Origin of the sequence: Methylobacterium iners, from assembly GCF_022179305.1 — a bacterium.
Taxonomy (GTDB): domain Bacteria; phylum Pseudomonadota; class Alphaproteobacteria; order Rhizobiales; family Beijerinckiaceae; genus Methylobacterium; species Methylobacterium iners.
This window is the reverse complement of record NZ_BPQP01000060.1, coordinates 14,641-32,246: the sequence shown is the minus strand read 5'-3', so window position 1 is coordinate 32,246 and position 17,606 is coordinate 14,641. Positions and strand designations below refer to the sequence as shown.

The window sequence follows — 17,606 nt, the reverse complement described above, 5'->3', positions numbered from 1 at the left end:
CGAGCCTCCGACGCGGGCACCGCCCTGCCGCCCAAAGCCCGCCCGGTCGGTCACCGGACAAGCACCCTCAACTACCGGGCAGCAGGTGACGGATTAGAAACACAGCTTAGGAATAATAGCAAGAGAAATCGCCTGGGTCGATCGGGATCGGACGTGGTGCCCTTGGCATGGGCTTGCGGCTTGTCGCCCCGAAATCGCGCCGATGCTCACCGCCTCGGCGATACCGGAGCGCGCGGCTGCGCGGGCGCTGGTGCGAGGGGCGGAGCCGGGGGCTTTGCCGTGGGCGGCGACGGAGCCGAGGGCGCCGGCACCCCGCGGCCCTGCGGCACGGGCGGGAGCTTCGCCGGCGCGGCGTGCGCCGGTCCGAACGGCGGAAGGGACACGACGGCGATCAGGCCCATGATCCGCAGGGCGCGGGGGGCGGCGCGCGTCAGGGCGCGCCCGTGCGGGTCGGCACCGCGATCACGTTCGGAGCGATGACCCGGACCGCGCTGCGCTCCTCGCTGGACGCGGCCGCCCGCTGCAGGCTCGCCTCGCCGCCGGTCGCGTTCGCCTCCGGCGCGCCGGCGTCGGAGACGACGGCGCCGCTGCGGCTTGCCGCGTCCGCCGCGAGGACCGCGGCGGTCTTCTCGGCCCGGCCGGCCAGCGTCACGCGCACCTTCGGCCGCGACAGGGCCTCGGCCTGCATGGGCGTGACGAAGATGTCGCCCTTGTGCCGGACCAGCATGCTCTCGGCCTTGACCAGCGACTGCGCCCAGGTCTGGCCCTCGCGCTTGCACGAGCAGTTCGGCGTGAAGCTCTTCTGGAACTTGAAGGCGGTGGCGAGCGAGGCGTAGGCGCGATGGCCCTTGATCGTCGCGGCGTGGCGCAGCGCGTCGTCGCCGTACGGCATCGAGTAGGCCACGGCCTCCGCGCCCGGGCACAGCGCCTGGCAGAGCTCGTTGGCGCCCTCGCGGCCGTCGGGCAGGTTGGCCATCGGGAAGTAGGAGCCGTCGCAGGTGCGCACGCAGATGACCTGCGAGCCGCCCCGCGCCCGGTGCTCTCCCGGCAGGCCGTCCTGCGTCGGGGCCGTCTCGCTGCAGGTCGTCGCGATCGCGGCCGTCAGCTGCCGGCGGCGCGCGGCGGTGACCTCGCCGTTCTCGGCGCCGTAGCCGGCGTTCAGGGCGCGGATGCGCTGCTCCACCGCGCCGCATTGCGGCGGGCGGGTATCGAAGAACAGGAATTGGCCGCCCTCGCAATTGAGCGTCCGGTAATAGGCATTGAGGCGCCCGATCTCGTTCTGCAGCGCGCGGGCGGTGTTGGCCCCGTCGCTCAGGTTCGCGAGCTCGGACTTGTAGCGCAGGCACGCATAGGACGGGCCCTGCGCCTGCGCGCGGGCCGTGCCTACGGACAGGATCGCGACGAGGACGCAGGCGAGCGGGCGGATCAGCGGCATGGCTTGTGGCAAGGACTGCAAAGCTCTGCGGTTGTCGGATCGCCGAACGGGCGGGCGAAGCAGCGTAGACTAACCTGTGTAAAGCCCCTCGCGGTCGTGCGACAGCCTTCCCACATGCGTCGCAGCGTTCGGCAGGGGAATGGTTCGATGATGTGTCTTCGGAGTCTCACACTGGGCTTGGCGGCCCTGGTCCTCGTGTTGCCGGCGCCGTCCGCGGCGGCCGAGGACCCCGACCGGATCTTCGACAAGTCGACGGTCTGGCGCCCGCTGACGCCCAACGACAAGCTCGTGGTCTACGGCATCGACGATCCGCTCGTCGGCGGCGTCGCCTGCCACTACACGCAGCCGGAGAAGGGCGGCATCAAGGGAACGCTGGGCCTCGCCGAGGACGTCTCGGACATCTCCCTGTCCTGCCGCCAGGTCGGCCCCGTGCAGTTCAAGGGCAAGTTCGACCAGGGCGCGGTCGTGTTCAGCGAGCGCCGCTCGCTGATCTTCAAGTCCATGCAGATCGTGCGCGGCTGCGACGCCAAGCGCAACACGCTGATCTACATGGTCTATTCGGACAAGGTGATCCAGGGCTCGCCCAAGAACTCGACCTCGACCGTGCCGCTGATGCCCTGGGGCACCGAGCCGCCGCCGAAATGCGGGGAGTTCGTGAAGGGCTGAACTCGGCGCGGGATCAATCCTGGCAGGTGATCCGGATCGGCGCCTCGACGCGCTTCGTCACGGGGGCGGTCTCGATCGCGCCCGTGTACTCGTCCTGGGCGGCGACGCCGAAGGAGCCGGCCGACGCGAAGCCCTGCGCCTCGCACCAGGCGTTGGCGACGACCTGACCGCAGGCGCTGGAGGCGTCCGTCAGGCAATCGCCGACGCCGTAGCCCTCGCTCGCCGGGATCAGGAAGGTCTTCTCGACCTTGGACGCGGACTCGATGCCGAGAGCGGCGCTCGAGAGCAGGGCGAAGGCCAGGACAGCGCCGAGGCCGGCAGCCGAACGTCGCATGGATTTTCCTCTTTGAAGCGCTTCGCGTTTCGCGCAAATCTGTGGTGTTCCGGTAAACAATCCCTTTCGGAACGCCGTCGAATGCCCCTGAGGGCGGCCGGGTCCGGTTCTCGAATTGCTCACGGTTTTGGGTTAGCGCAGGGAGGCCGGCGACGCCGTCGCCGCCATGCAACACGCCTCGCGCCGGGGCGCGCCGCCACATCTGGGGCATCCGCCCCGCGAGGATCGGAAACGGTGCCGATGTCGCTGGCGGGACTCAGCTTTCCGCCGGTGGCCGGCGGACCGCGCGGCGGGACCGGACCGAGGAACGAGAGACGCTTTGATGGCCCCGATGTTGCGGCTTTACAACACGCTGACCCGCGAAAAGGCGCCCTTCGCGCCGATCGATCCGACGCATGTGCGCCTCTATGCCTGCGGGCCGACGGTCTACGACGCCGCCCATATCGGCAACGCCCGGCCGATCATCGTCTTCGACCTGCTGTTCCGGCTGCTGCGCCACCTCTACGGCGAGCGCCACGTCACCTATGCCCGCAACGTCACCGACGTGGACGACAAGATCAACGCGCGGGCGGCCGAGCGCGGCATCACCATCCGCGCGCTGACCGACGGGACGCTCGCTGATTTCCACGCCGACCTGCGCAGGCTCGGCGTGCTGATGCCGGACGAGGTCAACGTCCCGGGTGAGCGCCCCCGCTTCGTCGAGCCCCGCGCCACCGACCATATCGTCGAGATGGTGACGCTGATCGAGGGTCTCGTCGCCTCGGGCCACGCCTACGTCGCGGAGGACCACGTCCTGTTCGACGTGCCCTCGATGCCCGATTACGGCGCCCTCTCGAAGCGGCCCCTGGACGAGATGGAGGCCGGCGCCCGCGTCGAGGTGGCGCCCTACAAGCGCTCGCCCCTGGATTTCGTGCTCTGGAAGCCTTCGAAACCCGGCGAGCCGTCCTGGCCCTCGCCCTCGGGGATCGCCGCGCCGGGCCGCCCGGGCTGGCACATCGAGTGCTCCGCGATGTCGTGGAAGCACCTGGGCCAGACCTTCGACATCCATGCCGGCGGCATCGACCTCATCTTCCCCCACCACGAGAACGAGGTCGCCCAGTCGCGCTGCTGCTTCGGCACGCCCGTGATGGCCCATGTCTGGCTCCACAACGGCTTCCTGCAGGTCGAGGGGCAGAAGATGTCGAAGTCGCTCGGCAACTTCGTCACCCTGCGCGAGGTGCTGAAGGACTGGCCGGGCGAGGTCGTGCGGCTGGCGATGCTGAAGACGCATTACCGGCAGCCGATTGACTGGACGCTGCGGGGGCTGGAGGAGGCCGCCCGCATGATCGAGCGCTGGTACGGGCTCGTCGGCGACGTCGCGCCGGCCGCTGCGCTTCCCGACGGCGTGATCGAGCCGCTGCTCGACGACCTCAACACGGCCGCCGCCCTGTCCGAGCTGCACCGCCTCGACGATCCGGCGATGCTGAAGGCCGGGGCGAACCTCCTCGGGCTGCTCACTCAGACCCAATCGGCCCGCGAACAGGGCACGATCCGGGCGGCCGGCATCGACATCGCCCGCGTCGAGGCGCTGATCGAGGCCCGCCGTGCGGCTCGGGCGGCGAAGGACTGGGCCGCATCGGACCGGGTCCGGGACGAGCTCTCGGCGATGGGCATCGCCGTGAAGGACAGCAAGGACGGCACCACCTGGAGCGTGGTGTCCTGAGCGGCGGCCAACCTTCGCCCGTGGAACGGCCCTAGAGCACGGCCTTCAGCTTGTCGGCCATGGTCTGCGCCTTGTCGCGGCGCGACGAGAAGGCCATCGTGAAGAAGACGCGCTGGACGCCGACCTCGCTCAGCCGCGCCTCGCAGGCCTCGATGAGCGCGCAGATCTCGCTCAGCTCGCCCTCGATGTTGGTGCCGTTGGCGTGCATCTCGGCCTGCAAGGGGCTCGCATCGATGATCGCCTTGATCTCCTTGACGTAGGGCGAGACCGAGGGCCCCACCCCCATCGGAACGATGCAGAGATCCGCGACGACCTTCATGACGCTGCCCCTCCCGTCGGTGCTCCGGTCACAGGCGGCAGGACCGGCCGCTTGTCAATCGAGGGGAGGATGTCGTCGCGCCGAGGCGCCCGCTCTACGCGGCCGGCGGGATCCTGGCGATGACCTTGATCTCAAAGTCGAACCCGGCCAGCCAGGTCACGCCCAAAGCGGTCCAGGTCGGATAGGGCGGTTCGCCGATCTCCTTGGCACGAACCGCCAGCATCGTCTCGAACTGTGATCCCGGGTCCGTGTGGAAGGAGGTGACGTCGACGACATCGTCGAACGTGCATCCGGCCGCGGCCAGCACGGCGCGCAGGTTGGCGAAGGCGCGCCGGACCTGGTCCTCGAAGACCGGCTCGGGCGAGCCGTCCTCCCGGCTGCCGACCTGGCCCGAGACGAACAGCAGGTCGCCGGAGCGGATGGCGGCCGAGTAGCGATGCGCGTCGTAGAGCGCGTGGCGACCGGGAGGGAAGACGGCGTCGCGCTTTGTCATGTCCTGTACCTTTCGGGGTCGGAACGAGGTGGCGGGAGCGCGCCGTGCCGTCGGCCGTTCCCTCGGCGGGTTCGCGTTGATATACGTCCCGTATGCGAATACCTGCTCACATACGAGGCGTATGTCAAGCGGCGTCACGATCCATTCGCGGAGAGGCGGGCATGGTGCTGGGAAAGCGCGCGGAGGCGATGGCCGAGACCCGGGAGAAACTCGTCCGCGCCGCCCGGCGGGCCTTCGCGACCCAGGGCTACGCGGCGGCCTCGATGGATGAGCTGACCGCCTCGGCCGGGCTCACGCGTGGGGCGCTCTACCATCATTTCGGTGACAAGAAGGGGCTGCTCTGGGCCGTCGTCGCGCAGATTGACGGCGAGATGGGGGAGCGGCTGCGTGCCGTTCGCGAACGCGCTCCGACCCCGTGGCAAGGTCTCCTCGATGAGGGGACCGCCTATATCGAGATGGCGATCGAGCCCGAGATCCAGCGCATCATGCTTCTCGACGGGCCCGCGGTGCTCGGCGATCCGTCCCGGTGGCCGGGCGAGAATGCCTGCCTGCAGATCACGATGCGGACGATCCGGGCGCTCGTCGACGCGGGCGTGATGCCGCCCATCGACGTCGAGGCGGCGGCGCGACTGCTGAACGGCGCGGCGCTCAGCGCCGCGCTCTGGGTCGCCGCCGCGGACGATCCGCCGAGGGTCATGAAGGAGGCCGCCGGCGCGTTCCGTCGGTTGGCGGGCGGCCTGCTGCACGAGGCGAATGCGCGCTGACCGGGGCGATCGCGCATCGGGCGCGTCATCGCGCCGAGGGACCGAACTTCCGCCGCGGGTTCGGAGCTTCCGGTCGGCGCGGGTTACATGCTGCGGACACGTCCGACCCGACGGAGCTTTTCCATGCTGAGGCGCAGTCTGATCTTGGGGGGCGCGGCGGCGCTCCTGCCGACGTTGCTGCGGGCGCAGGGCACCGAGCCCACCGCGCGGCTCGTTCTGGCCACCGCCACGCCGGGAGGCTCGTTCCCGGCCTTCGGACAGGCGCTCGCCGAGGCGGTCCGGGCGGTCGATCCGGGACTGGAGCTCGCCCTGATGCCGACCAAGGGCTCGACGGAGAATCTCGTGCTCCTGAAGGCCGGGCGGGTCGACCTCGCCCTCGTGCAGGGCGAATACGCCTACGACGCCCTGAAATCCGAGGCCGGCTCCGGGGCGGGGCTCAGCGTCGTCGCGCCGGTGAGCGCCTCGCCCGGCCTCTTCGTCGTGGCGGCGGGCAGTCCGATCCGCCGCGTCGACGACCTGCGCGGCAGGCGCGTCGCGCTCGGCACGCACGCGTCCGGCCTCACGGCCATGGGCCGGAGCGTCCTGAGCGGATCGGGGATCGACCCGGACCGCGACATCGAACCGATCCTCCTGGATCGTGCCGGCGACGGGGCGCTCATGGTTCTGGACGGCCGCGCCGATGCCCTCTGGGGCGCCGGGACCGGGTGGCCGGGCTTCCGCGTCCTCGCGGATGCGCCGGGCGGCGCCCGATTCTTCGGGCCCGCTCCGGACGCGATCGACCGCATCCTGCCGCTGCACCCTTCGCTTCGGCGGGTGACCGTCCCGGCCGGGGCGCTCAAGGGACTGGCGGCCGCGGTCGAGACGGTCGGCTCCTGGAGCTTCGTCCTGGCGCGGGCGGGCGTCGACGAGGCCGTCCTGACACGCCTCCTTCGGGCGATGGACCGGAGCATCGCGGCGCTGGCGCGAAACTACCCCTCGGGGGCCGACGCCGATCCGCGCAACCTCCCTGCCGCGGTGCCGATTGCTTGGCTTCACCCGGCAAGCGCCGCCCACCTGCGGGAGATCGGCGCCCTGCGGTAAACCGCTGACCTCAGAACCGCTCGGTCACGAGCGCCTCCGCCTGCGGCGGCACCTCGGGCGGGGCCGCATCGCGCAGCATCGCGACGGCGTCCTCGGCTTCCGCGGCGACGAGGTAGTTGAGATCCAGCCCCTCGCGGATGAAGCCGTGGGCGCGCATGTGGTCGAGCAGCGTCAGGAGCGGTTCCCAGAAGCCCCCGACGGAGACGAGCAGGATCGGCTTCCTGTGCTGGCCGAGCTGGGCCCAGGTCATCTGCTCGACGAGTTCCTCCAGGGTGCCGATGCCGCCGGGCAGGGCGATGAAGGCGTCCGAGCGCTCGAACATGAGCCGCTTGCGGGTGTGCATGTCGCCGACGACGATGGTCTCCTGGATGTCGTCGAGCATGCGCTCGCGCGATTTGAGGAAGTCGGGGATGATGCCGGTGACGTGTCCGCCGCCGGCGAGGACCGCGCGCGCCACCGTCCCCATCAGCCCGACATTGCCGCCGCCGTAGACGAGGCCGATCCCGGCCTCCGCCAGCGCAGCCCCGAGCGTTTCCGCCGCACGGGTGAAGGCTGGATCACCGCCGAAGCCCGAACCGCAATAGACGCAGACCGTCCTTACCGATGCCATTCCCTGCCCTCTCGATCACCGCGGCATCCATCCGACAGCCCCGTTCGAGCGGTGATGTCCAAGGGCCAAACTGCTGATTTCACGAACGATCCCATTGCCGGGCGAGGGGACCCATTTGGTGTTCCCGTCATGTTCGTTAATATGTCGGCATCATTCGACGGTTTGTCGACAGCCGAGACCGAACGGTGGGACCGCATCGGCTGCGTGGCCGCTGGTCCAGGGAGTGGAGCGTCATGACGGCGGAGTTGCGGCGGAGCCTCTTCCTCGCCTTTGCGGGATTGCTCGCCGGATTCGCCCTGGTCGTGACCCTTTTCGGCACCGGGGAACTGCTCAAGCGCGGTTTTGGCTCGAACGACCCGAAGGAGGCGCCGGCCGTCGCCGCCCTGCCGCGCGAGGTCGAGCCCGGAACGCAACCCAAGCCGGCGACATCCGCGCCGTCCGAGGCACCCGCAGCGGCGGCGGTGACGCCGGGAAAGCCCCAGCCGGCGGGGGAGAGCGCGGAGCGTCCGCCGGCCCCGGGCCCCGCCGCGACGCCGGGTCAGAACGCCGAGGCGGTGCCCGCGCAGGAGAGCGCGAAGGCCAAGCCGGCCCCGAGCTTCGACATCATCCGGGTCGAGCCGAATGGCGACGCCGTGATCGCCGGCCGCGGTGTGCCCAATACCACCGTCGAGCTCTTGCGCGACGGCCAGCCGATTGCCCGTGTGCTGATCGACCCGTCCGGCCAGTTCGCCCTCGTCCCGCCTGCCTTGCCGGCCGGCAATTCTGAGCTGACCCTGCGCGCCACGGCGGCGGACGGCCAGGTGCGCACGGCCAAGGAGGCGGTGGCCGTCGTCGTGGCCTCGAGACGCGATGCCAAGCCGCTCATCGCACTGACCTCGCCCGACAAACCCACGGTGGTGATCTCGCAGCCGGACCCCGTTTCGCCGTCCGCGGCCGCCGAGCCGAAGGCGGCGCAAGCCCGACCCGTCAAGCCCGCCGTCGGCGCGCGAGCCGCCCTGCCGCCGGACGCGGAGGGCAAGCCGAAGGCGGCCGAGCCGACGCCGGTCAAGATCGTGAGCGTCGACGCCGAGGAGGGCGGCCGCCTCTACGTGACGAGCCAGGCCTCGCCCGGAGCGACGGTGCGGCTCTACCTGAACGACACCCTCGTGGCGCCCGGCAGCGCCGGTCCGGACGGGCGGGTGGCCTTCACCATCGGGCGCGGCGTCAAGCCGGGCGATTACCGGATCCGCATCGATCAGGTCGACCCGGTCTCGGGCAAGGTGAAGACCCGCTCGGAGGTCGCCTTCGCGGTCCCTGCCGCGCCGCCGACGAAGCTCCCGGCAAGGGAGAAGCCGGTCGAGCCGGTTCGGAGCGAGGAGCGGCGGGCGCCGCCCGTCGCGGCCCTGAACCGGACGAGCCCGGTGCCGCCGGCCCCGAGCTCGCCGGCCGAGCGCCAGGCCTCGGCCGCGCCGGGCGCTCCCCTGCCGCTGCCGCAGGAACGCCCCGCCGCACCGCTTCCGCCGCCATCCGTCGCCGCGGCGTCGCCTCAACCGACCCCGATGATCGCGACGGCGCCCGAGCCGAGCCGGGCGCCGGCCGAGAAGCTCGCAGCCGCATCGCCCGAGGAGCCCCGCACCGTCTTCGTGCCGGAGATCGGCACGGCCAAGATCATCCGCGGCGACAACCTCTGGCAGATCAGCCGCCGCGTCTACGGGAAGGGCATGCGCTACACCGTGATCTTCGACGCGAACCAGCCCCAGATCCGCGACCCGAACCGGATCTTCCCCGGCCAGATCTTCGTGGTTCCGCCGGAGGCCACCGAGGCGGCGCGTTCCAACGGGAAGCGGGGCTGAGATCGTTTTTTTGCTTGGTCGGGGCGGTGTGGCGCGTTCTGTCCCTGCGGGGCGATGACGGTTTCTTCCCACATCTCGGCTCGAAGCGACGCCCGTCGCGTGACCCGCGGGTCCCCTCTCCTATGGGGAGAGGGACAGGGTGAGGGGCGTGCCCTCTCCGGAGAGTCTACTCCCCTCACCCCAACCCTCTCCCCCTGGGAGAGGGAGCTCGTTGCGGCTCCCACTCACGACGAGGCGATACGCGAATCTGGATGCCGCATAGGAAAGTGCCGCGGCTACCGACGTGATGCCATGACTCCGGCGGGCGGGTGTCGCGATGCGGCACGGGCACCTATATGCGTCGCGACACCCGAGCGATCCCGAGAAAATCCCGAATGAGAACCGAACCCGCCCAGGCGGCGTCGGGCGGGCCGACGCCGCCCGCGCGGCCCGGCCTCGTCGCCACCTATCGCAGCCTGTGGCCCTATCTCTGGCCCTACGGCCGTCCGGACCTTCAGCGCCGCGTCTTCCTCGCCTTCGGCCTGCTGCTGATCGCCAAGGTCGTCACGATGGTGGCGCCCTTCACCTTCAAATGGGCCACCGACGCCCTGGTGGCCGTCACGAATGCCAAGGAGGGGCAGCCGGTCCCGACGGGGCTGTTCGCCGCGCCGATGCTGCTGATCGGCCTCTACGGCCTGTCGCGCGTGATCATGGCCGGAGTGACGCAGATCCGCGATGGATTGTTCGCCAAGGTCGCGATGCACGCCGTGCGGCGGCTGGCGCTGCAGACCTTCGAGCACATGCACCGGCTGTCCCTGCGCTTCCACCTGGAGCGCAAGACCGGCGGCCTCACCCGCGTGCTCGAGCGGGGCCGCGGCGGCATCGAGGAATTGTCGCGCCTGATGGTGCTGACGCTGGTGCCGACCATCGTCGAGTTCGTGCTGGTGCTCGGCGTCCTCGCCTACGAGTTCGACTGGCTCTACTCCGTGGTCGTGCTGGTGATGGTCGCGGCCTACCTCGCCTTCACCTACAAGGCGACCGAGTGGCGGATCGAGATCCGGCGCCGGATGAACAATTCCGACACCGATGCCAACACCAAGGCCGTCGACTCGCTCCTGAACTACGAGACGGTGAAGTATTTCGGGGCCGAACGGCGCGAGACCGAGCGCTACGACGGCTCGATGGCCAAGTACGAGAAGGCCTCGACCCAGACCTACGTCTCGCTCGCCGTGCTCAATGCCGGCCAGGCCCTGATCTTCACGGCCGGCATGACGGTCGTGATGTGGCTCGCCGCGCGCGACATCATGGCCGGGCGCACCACGCTCGGCGGCTTCGTGCTCGTCAACGCGATGCTGATCCAGCTCTCGATGCCGCTCCACTTCATGGGGATGATCTACCGCGAGATCAAACAGGCGCTCATCGACATCGACGACATGTTCCAGATCCTGCACCGCAACCCCGAGATCGCGGACCGGCCCGGGGCGCCGCCCCTCGCCGTCGGGCAGGGCAATGTCCGCTTCGAGGACGTGCGCTTCGCCTACAATCCCGACCGGCCGATCCTGCGGGGCGTCAGCTTCGAGGTGCCCGCCGGCAGGACCGTCGCCATCGTCGGCCCGTCCGGCGCTGGCAAGTCGACGCTCTCGCGGCTGCTCTTCCGCTTCTACGAGCCCAGGGCCGGCCGCATCCTCATCGACGGCCAGGACATCGCCGGGGTGGAGCAGGGGAGCCTGCGCGCGGCCATCGGCATGGTCCCGCAGGACACCGTGCTGTTCAACGACACCATCGGCTACAACATCCGCTACGGCCGCTGGGACGCGAGCCCCGAGGAGGTTCGCGAGGCGGCCCGCCTCGCGCAGATCGACCGCTTCGTCTCCGGCCTGCCGGAGGGCTACGACACGCCGGTCGGCGAGCGGGGCTTGAAGCTCTCGGGCGGCGAGAAGCAGCGGGTGGCCATCGCCCGCACCATCCTCAAGGGCCCGCCGATCCTCGTCCTCGACGAGGCGACCTCGGCGCTCGATTCCTTCACGGAGCGCGAGATCCAGGACGCCCTCGACCGGATCAGCCGGGGCCGCACCACGCTGGTCATCGCCCACCGCCTCTCGACGGTGGTCAATGCCGACGAGATCCTGGTCCTCGACCGCGGCATCATCACCGAGCGCGGCACCCACGAGAGCCTGCTCGCCGAGGGCGGGACCTACGCCGCGATGTGGAACCGGCAGAGGGAGGCCGACGCGGCGCGGGAGATCCTCAAGCGGGCCGAGGAGGAGGCCGAACTGAAATCCCGCGGGGAGGCTTCGCGCGCACGGCCGGTAATGGCCGATCCCGTCCCTGCCGAATAGGAACGTGAAACCCGATGCCGTCATTCCGGGGCCGCCCCCGGATCTGGCCTTCGGCCAGTCCGAGGATGAACTCCGCGGAACCCGGGATGACACGGTCGGTGGTCCAATTGCTCGGCTGTCCACCCTGAAGTTGGCCGCTTGACCCGAACCCTTCGGACTGCCATCCGCCCCAGGCGTGACGTGCGGTCGATCTCCGATCCACTGGCTTCAGGACCTTCATGACCGATCTCTTCGAGTCGATGCGCCGCGTGCTCGTGCCGATCCACAAGGAGGGCTATCCCTTCATCCTGATCGGCATCGTGCTCACCGTGGTGCTCGGCTACTTCGCGCAGTTCTTCTTCTGGGTCTTCCTCATCCTGACCCTGTGGGTCTGCTACTTCTTCCGCGACCCCGAGCGGATTACGCCGGTGGGGGAGGGGCTGGTGGTCTCGCCGGCCGACGGGCGGGTCAACCTGATCGCCACGGTGCTGCCGCCGCCCGAGCTCGACCTGCCGCAGGTCCCGATGACCCGGGTCTCGGTCTTCATGAACGTGTTCGACTGCCACGTGAACCGCGTGCCGGTGACCGGCCTGATCGGGCAGATCCACTACACGCCGGGCCTGTTCCTCAACGCCGAGCTCGACAAGGCCAGCGAGGACAACGAGCGCAACGGCCTCGTGATCGAGACGCAGCACCGGGGCGAGACCCTGCGCATCGGCGTCGTCCAGATCGCGGGCCTGATCGCGCGGCGCATCGTCGACTTCATCCGCGCGGGCGACACCTTGAACGTCGGTGAGCGCTTCGGCCTCATCCGCTTCGGCTCGCGGGTGGACGTCTACCTGCCCGAGGGCACCCGCATCCTCGTCGGGCTCGGCCAGAAGGCGGTGGCCGGCGAGACCGTGCTGGCCGACCTGAACGGCGGTCCCGAACGGAAATTCCGACGTATCTGAGGGCCGAGACGATGGACGATCTGTTCCCGCCCTTCGCGCCGGACCCCAACGAGCCGAAGCCCCGCCGCTTCCGGCCGGTGCCGTTCCGGATGATTGCGCCGAACCTGATCACCCTGATGGCGCTCTGCCTCGGACTCACCGCGATCCGGCTCGCCTTCGAGCAGAAGTTCGAGCCGGCGGTGATCGCCATCGTGGCGGCGGCCTTCCTCGACGGCATCGACGGGCGCGTCGCCCGGCTGCTCAAGGGCACCTCGCGCTTCGGCGCGGAGCTCGACTCGCTCGCCGACTTCGTCAATTTCGGCTGCGCCCCGGCGCTCATCCTCTACGGTTTCGCGCTGTTCCACCTGCGCTCGGTGGGCTGGATCGTGGCGCTCATCTTCGCCATCGCGATGGCGCTGAGGCTCGCCCGCTTCAATGCCATGCTCGACGATCCCAGCCGCCCGGAATGGAAGAAGGACTACTTCGTCGGCATGCCCGCGCCGGCCGGCGCGCTGACGGCGATGCTGCCGCTCTACCTGCACTTCCTCGGCCTTTCCTTCGGCTCCTGGGCGGCGCCGCTGGTGCTCGGCTACATGCTCTGCATCGCGCTGCTCGTGGTCTCCACGGTGCCGACCTTCTCGGGCAAGACCATGGGCAAGCGGGTCCCGCGCGACTGGGTCCTGCCGATCTTCCTCGTCGTCGTCGCCGGGTTCGGGCTGTTCATCAGCTTCCCCTTCGAGGCGATGGTGGCGATCAGCGTCGCCTACCTCGCCGCGATCCCGATCGGCGCCGCACAGTACCGCCGCCGCGCCAAGGCCGAGGCCCGGGCCGACGCCGCCGGCCTGGCCGAGCGCGAACCGGCCCAACCGGTCGCACCGTAGGGGAATCCATCCCGCGGTGGACGACAACGGCGCGGACCTGTCGCGCTTCGACGGCCACGGCTAAGCTTCGCCGGGACGACCGGGGGAGGGGGCGATGCTCGAGGAATTCAAGACGTTCGCCCTGCGGGGCAATGTCGTCGATCTCGCTGTCGGCGTGATCATCGGCGCAGCCTTCGGCTCGATCGTGACCTCGGCCGTGCAGGACGTGTTCATGCCGATCATCGGGGCGGTCACCGACGGCCTCGACTTCTCGAACTACTACCTTCCGCTGTCGTCGAGTGTGCAGAAGGGCATGGCCTATGCCGATGCCAAGAAGCAGGGGGCCGTCATCGGCTACGGGCAGTTCGTCACGGTGGCGCTGAACTTCGTCATCGTGGCCTTCGTACTGTTCTTGGTCATCCGCGCGATGAAACGCCTCCAGACCAGGGAGGAGGCCAAGCCCGAAGCCGTCGCCGAGGTGCCGGCGGACGTGAGGCTGCTGGGCGAGATCCGGGACATCCTGGCGACCCGATCCGGGCCCTGATCAGCGCTTCGGATCGTCGGGCCGCACGCCGAGGGCGTCGAGGATCCGGTCGAGGGCCTGTTCGACGGCGACCGTGCCCTCCTCGTGCGTCTTCAGGCGCGTCTCGAGGCGCTCGATCTGCGGCGCGAATTCCTCCGGAACGACGGGATCGCCCAGATATTGCGGCGCCGCCTCGCCGGTCGTGAAGACCGTGCGCAGCTGCTGCCCGAGGTGGTCGCGGACAGGCTCCGGCAGGGCGGCATCGGTCGGAACGTCGTCGTGCATGGTGAAGTCTCCCGTCGCCTGAGGACGGTAACGATGCAAGCGCCGAACCGTTGCGGGAAACGGGCCATCGACTCGATTCATTCGTCGGATGAAGCCGGCTCCAGGCGTAGAAAAGCCCCCGGCGGGGACGCCGGGGGCTCTCGACCTACCGTGGGGCAGGCGTGGGTCGATTACTCGATGACTTCGACGATCCGGCGGCTGCGGTCGACGAGCACCGGACGCTCGTTGACGATCGTGTAGCGCGCGCCGCGGGCGTTGTACTCGTCCGGAACGTCGTAATAGGTCACGCCGGAGCTCGGCAGCACGGTGCCGACGCGGACGTCGCCGTCATAGGCGTAGGACGAGCGGCGCTCGCGCGTGACGTACTGACGGAAGCGCGGACGATCGTCGACGCCGAGGATGCCGCCGACCGTACCAGTCGCCGCGCCGACGGCGCCGCCGACGATGGCGCCCACCGGGCCCGCCGCGTCAGCGCCTTCCTGGGCGCCGCGCTCGGCACCGCGCAGGGTGCCCTGGGCCTGGGCGGCCATCGGCAGGCTGAGGGCGATCGCCGAGGCGGCGAGAAAAGTCTTCATGTTCATGGATCGGATCTCCATTCGGATTGACCCGCCGCGCCGCGACGGGCGCTGCAGGGCTCGGCGTGGTAACGTCCGATCCTCCGAAAGGGATGCGAAAAAAAGCGTTTTGCTAAAATCCCGTCGAAAACCGTCGGCTTCCTGCCGGAACCTGCTCGCTCAAGGGTGCGGGACAGAAAATTCGTCTCCGGAAGCCCGATTTCGGCCGGGCCCGGAGCGGCCGCTTCTCACGCGTCCTTGGGCATCGCCGACTGGATCAGCCGGTCCGAGCTCAGGTCGTCCTCGTCGTAGCCGAGGAGCTCGGCCAAGCGCCCGCGGGCGCGGCTGACGCGGCTCTTCACGGTGCCGACCTTGCAGCCCATGATCGCCGCGGCCTCCTCGTAGGACACGCCCTCGGCGCCGACGAGGACGAGGGCCTCGCGCTGGTCGGGCGGCAGTTTGCCCAGCGCCGTCTGGAGGTCCTCCACGTCGAGGCGGTCGCCCTGGTGCGGGGCGGTGGCGAGGCGGGCGGCGTAGGAGCCGTCCTGGTCCTCGACCTCGCGCACGCGCTTGCGGTGGTCCGAGTAGAAGATGTTGCGCAGGATCGTGAACAGCCAGGCGTTCAGGTTCGTGCCGGGCTGGAAGCGGGCGCGGTGCTGCCAGCCCTTCAGAAGCGTATCCTGCACGAGGTCGTCGGAGCGGGCCGGGTTGCTCGTCAACGAGAGAGCGAAAGCGCGCAACGACGGCACCGCCGCGAGCAGGCCGTCGCGGAATTCCGGCTCGATCGCCTCGCCCCGGGCGCGCAGGGCCGCCTCGAGCTGCTCGATGAGCTCGGCGAAGCGGCTCGGCTGCTCCTCGCTGCCGAGGCGGTCGTAGACCGTGCGCAGGTGGTCGCCGAGATGCGTGCGGATGTCGGGCGCGAGGTTCGGCCGGTCATCCGCCTCCGAATTGGGCCGATCATCGGGAAGGGTGTCGATCGCGTCGCGTGCCATGGCTCGTCGTGTTCTGGTCGTTGCCGGGGAGGGCCGGCCTTCGATCCGGCGCGTCGGGGAGCGTCGGCAAGGGACCGCGCCACCGCTGTGTCCCCGGGCTTGTAGCGCATCGCGCCGGGCCACGCACCCCGTCAAGCTCGGCCGCCCCCGCCGGCTCGCGCTTGCCTGGGGATCAGAGGGTGCAGGGGGCGGCGACGCGGGTCGGCCGGCGCGCTCCCGGCTTCAGGATGCGGACGGCGCCGTCGCGCAGGGTCAGGACGTGCCCGCGCTCGACATCGGTCCAGCACTCGTCGCGGGTCAGCGCCTTGGTGGCGATCACCGTGACGACGTCGTCCTTCCGCGTCTCCTGGGCGAAGTCCACCCGCCAATCCTCGTCGATCAGGGTCGCGGTGCCGAAGGGCGCGCAGCGGGTGAGGTAGCACAGGCGCTTGCCGCAATGGGCGTAGAGGGTGCGGCTGTCGGACAGCAGCATGTTGAAGACGCCGAGGCCGGCGAGCGCCGCGCAGAGCTCGGCCACGGCCGCATCGAGGCGGGCGGCGCTCGGCAGCTTCGGCCAGCGCCCCTGGAGCTGGTCGAGCATCCAGCAGAAGGCGTGTTCGCTGTCCGTCGAGCCCACGGGCTGAAACCAGGTCAGCGGCCATTTCTTCACGCCGCGGAGCTGGCCGTTATGGGCGAAGGTCCAGCGCCGGCCCCACAATTCCCGGCTGAAAGGATGGGTGTTCTCCAGGGCGACCCGGCCGCGATTGGCCTTGCGGACATGGGCGATCACGATCCGGCTCTTGATCGCGGTGTTCCGCAGGAGCCGGGCGAGTTCCGAGCGGGCGCTCGGCGCCGGCTCGTGGAACGCTCGGGCTCCGCGCCCCTCGTAGAAGCTGATGCCCCATCCGTCCGCGTGCGGCCCCGTCTCGCCGCCGCGGCGCGCGAGCCCGGCGAAGGAGAAGCGGATGTCGGTGGGCACGTTCGCGCTCATGCCGAGGAGTTCGCACATGGCGGTCTTGGCGGATTCTCGATGCGTCGTGGGGAGGGCGGCGGGCGGACCGCAAGCCTAAAAGCCTTTCGTGCCCCGAACAACAGCCGATCGGCCGGCCCCGAGCGCGGAGGGCCCCGGGACCCGCGCCGCCCGTCAGAACAGCTTCATTCCGGGCGGCAGCGGCAGGCCCTTGGTCAGCTCGGCCATGCGCTCCGCGGCTGCGTGCTCGGCCTTGCCGCGGGCGTCGTTGACGGCGGCCACGATGAGGTCCTCGAGGATCTCCCGCTCGTCCGGGTTCATCAGGCCCGGGTCGATGGCGACGCTGCGCACCAGGCCCTTGGCCGTCATCGTCACGCCGACCGCGCCCCCGCCCGAGGCGCCCGTGACCTCGACCGTGTCGAGTTCGCTCTGCAGGGAGGCCATCTTCTCCTGCATGGCCTGAGCCTGCTTCATGATGCCCATGAGATCGCGCATGCGGTCGAACCCTGACGTTGCCGGATGGGGTGGAACGGTAGCGGCCGCGCCGCGGCCCGTCGAGACGCTGGCCGCCTTAGCGGATCGAGGCCGCGATCGCCTGCTGGATGCCGAGCACGTTGGCGCCCCGCTTCAGCGTGCGCTGGATCGGGTCGGCGCGGCCCGAGACCCAGATCTTCAGCTCGGAATCGAGGTCGAAGCTGCCCGTGGTCTCCACCGAGAAGGAGGTGATCGCCCGGTAGGGCACCGTCAGGTACTCGACCTTGCGCCCCGTCAGGCCCTGCTTGTCGACGAGGATCATGCGCCGGTCGGTGAAGACGATGAGGTCGCGGATCAGCTTGAAGGCGATGCGCACCGCCTCGCCCTCGGTGAGGACGCCCGCGAGCTGCTTGTCGACATCCTCCGCCGAGAGGTCGCTGCCGTGGCCGAGCAGGCCGTCGAGAATTCCCATCGCGAAAAACCTATCCCTGCCGTCGGACCCGGGACC

At 70.0% G+C, this 17,606-nt stretch carries 20 protein-coding genes; 9 read left to right on the top strand and 11 right to left on the bottom strand.

Annotation, left to right across the window (positions count from 1 at the left end; translation table 11 throughout):
* Positions 1–430 precede the first annotated feature (430 nt).
* A complete protein-coding gene (locus MFF55_RS18255; protein ID WP_238245534.1) occupies positions 431–1,435 on the bottom strand; it encodes a DUF2865 domain-containing protein in 1,005 nt (334 codons plus the stop codon).
* Between the two features lie 150 nt (positions 1,436–1,585).
* Between MFF55_RS18255 and MFF55_RS18250 the strand changes: the two genes are divergently transcribed.
* Positions 1,586–2,101 carry a CreA family protein gene (locus tag MFF55_RS18250; RefSeq protein WP_238245535.1) on the top strand — a complete coding sequence of 172 codons (516 nt, stop codon included), beginning with the start codon at positions 1,586–1,588 and terminating at the stop codon, positions 2,099–2,101.
* Positions 2,102–2,114: 13 nt separating this feature from the next.
* Here MFF55_RS18250 and MFF55_RS18245 read toward each other — a convergent pair whose 3' ends face one another.
* Positions 2,115–2,435, bottom strand: coding sequence for a hypothetical protein (locus MFF55_RS18245; protein WP_238245533.1), 321 nt, complete (start codon positions 2,433–2,435; stop codon positions 2,115–2,117).
* 322 nt (positions 2,436–2,757) lie between these two features.
* Between MFF55_RS18245 and cysS the strand changes: the two genes are divergently transcribed.
* Positions 2,758–4,137 (top strand): cysteine--tRNA ligase, encoded by a 1,380-nt coding sequence (cysS, locus tag MFF55_RS18240; RefSeq protein ID WP_238245532.1) that lies wholly within the window; start codon positions 2,758–2,760, stop codon positions 4,135–4,137.
* Positions 4,138–4,168: 31 nt separating this feature from the next.
* Here cysS and MFF55_RS18235 read toward each other — a convergent pair whose 3' ends face one another.
* A complete protein-coding gene (locus MFF55_RS18235) occupies positions 4,169–4,456 on the bottom strand; it encodes an MTH1187 family thiamine-binding protein (protein WP_238245531.1) in 288 nt (95 codons plus the stop codon).
* A gap of 94 nt (positions 4,457–4,550) precedes the next feature.
* Positions 4,551–4,949 carry a RidA family protein gene (locus MFF55_RS18230; protein WP_238245530.1) on the bottom strand — a complete coding sequence of 133 codons (399 nt, stop codon included), beginning with the start codon at positions 4,947–4,949 and terminating at the stop codon, positions 4,551–4,553.
* Positions 4,950–5,110: 161 nt separating this feature from the next.
* Between MFF55_RS18230 and MFF55_RS18225 the strand changes: the two genes are divergently transcribed.
* On the top strand, positions 5,111–5,713 hold the full coding sequence (locus tag MFF55_RS18225; protein WP_238245529.1) for a TetR/AcrR family transcriptional regulator: 603 nt from the start codon (positions 5,111–5,113) through the stop codon (positions 5,711–5,713).
* A 123-nt stretch (positions 5,714–5,836) separates the two neighbouring features.
* Entirely contained in the window at positions 5,837–6,793 is a 957-nt protein-coding gene (locus tag MFF55_RS18220) for a TAXI family TRAP transporter solute-binding subunit (protein WP_238245528.1), read from the top strand.
* A gap of 10 nt (positions 6,794–6,803) precedes the next feature.
* Here MFF55_RS18220 and MFF55_RS18215 read toward each other — a convergent pair whose 3' ends face one another.
* Positions 6,804–7,403: an LOG family protein gene (locus MFF55_RS18215; RefSeq protein WP_238245527.1), complete on the bottom strand. Its 600-nt coding sequence runs from the start codon at positions 7,401–7,403 to the stop codon at positions 6,804–6,806.
* 233 nt (positions 7,404–7,636) lie between these two features.
* Here MFF55_RS18215 and MFF55_RS18210 point away from each other — a divergent pair, with 233 nt between their 5' ends.
* The 5 genes from MFF55_RS18210 (at position 7,637) to mscL (ending at position 13,865) form a co-directional block, all read left to right on the top strand.
* Positions 7,637–9,235 carry a LysM peptidoglycan-binding domain-containing protein gene (locus tag MFF55_RS18210; RefSeq protein ID WP_238245526.1) on the top strand — a complete coding sequence of 533 codons (1,599 nt, stop codon included), beginning with the start codon at positions 7,637–7,639 and terminating at the stop codon, positions 9,233–9,235.
* 374 nt (positions 9,236–9,609) lie between these two features.
* Positions 9,610–11,553 carry an ABCB family ABC transporter ATP-binding protein/permease gene (locus MFF55_RS18205; RefSeq protein ID WP_238245525.1) on the top strand — a complete coding sequence of 648 codons (1,944 nt, stop codon included), beginning with the start codon at positions 9,610–9,612 and terminating at the stop codon, positions 11,551–11,553.
* 218 nt (positions 11,554–11,771) lie between these two features.
* Positions 11,772–12,482, top strand: coding sequence for a phosphatidylserine decarboxylase (locus MFF55_RS18200; protein ID WP_238245524.1), 711 nt, complete (start codon positions 11,772–11,774; stop codon positions 12,480–12,482).
* Positions 12,483–12,493: 11 nt separating this feature from the next.
* Positions 12,494–13,342 carry a CDP-alcohol phosphatidyltransferase family protein gene (locus tag MFF55_RS18195; RefSeq protein ID WP_238245523.1) on the top strand — a complete coding sequence of 283 codons (849 nt, stop codon included), beginning with the start codon at positions 12,494–12,496 and terminating at the stop codon, positions 13,340–13,342.
* Positions 13,343–13,436: 94 nt separating this feature from the next.
* Positions 13,437–13,865, top strand: coding sequence for a large conductance mechanosensitive channel protein MscL (gene mscL / locus MFF55_RS18190; protein WP_238245522.1), 429 nt, complete (start codon positions 13,437–13,439; stop codon positions 13,863–13,865).
* Here mscL and MFF55_RS18185 read toward each other — a convergent pair whose 3' ends face one another.
* The 6 genes from MFF55_RS18185 to MFF55_RS18160 form a co-directional block, all read right to left on the bottom strand.
* Entirely contained in the window at positions 13,866–14,129 is a 264-nt protein-coding gene (locus MFF55_RS18185) for a hypothetical protein (protein ID WP_238245521.1), read from the bottom strand. It abuts the gene before it with no gap.
* Between the two features lie 170 nt (positions 14,130–14,299).
* The gene (locus MFF55_RS18180; RefSeq protein ID WP_238245520.1) at positions 14,300–14,710 is read right to left on the bottom strand and encodes a DUF1236 domain-containing protein; all 411 of its coding nucleotides are present in this window, start codon (positions 14,708–14,710) and stop codon (positions 14,300–14,302) included.
* A 221-nt stretch (positions 14,711–14,931) separates the two neighbouring features.
* Positions 14,932–15,675: a NepR family anti-sigma factor gene (locus MFF55_RS18175; RefSeq protein ID WP_238245519.1), complete on the bottom strand. Its 744-nt coding sequence runs from the start codon at positions 15,673–15,675 to the stop codon at positions 14,932–14,934.
* A 172-nt stretch (positions 15,676–15,847) separates the two neighbouring features.
* A complete protein-coding gene (locus MFF55_RS18170; RefSeq protein ID WP_238245518.1) occupies positions 15,848–16,663 on the bottom strand; it encodes a class II glutamine amidotransferase in 816 nt (271 codons plus the stop codon).
* 135 nt (positions 16,664–16,798) lie between these two features.
* Positions 16,799–17,119: a YbaB/EbfC family nucleoid-associated protein gene (locus MFF55_RS18165; protein WP_238245517.1), complete on the bottom strand. Its 321-nt coding sequence runs from the start codon at positions 17,117–17,119 to the stop codon at positions 16,799–16,801.
* 76 nt (positions 17,120–17,195) lie between these two features.
* Positions 17,196–17,570 carry a PH domain-containing protein gene (locus MFF55_RS18160; RefSeq protein ID WP_238245516.1) on the bottom strand — a complete coding sequence of 125 codons (375 nt, stop codon included), beginning with the start codon at positions 17,568–17,570 and terminating at the stop codon, positions 17,196–17,198.
* Between the last annotated feature and the right edge of the window lie 36 nt (positions 17,571–17,606).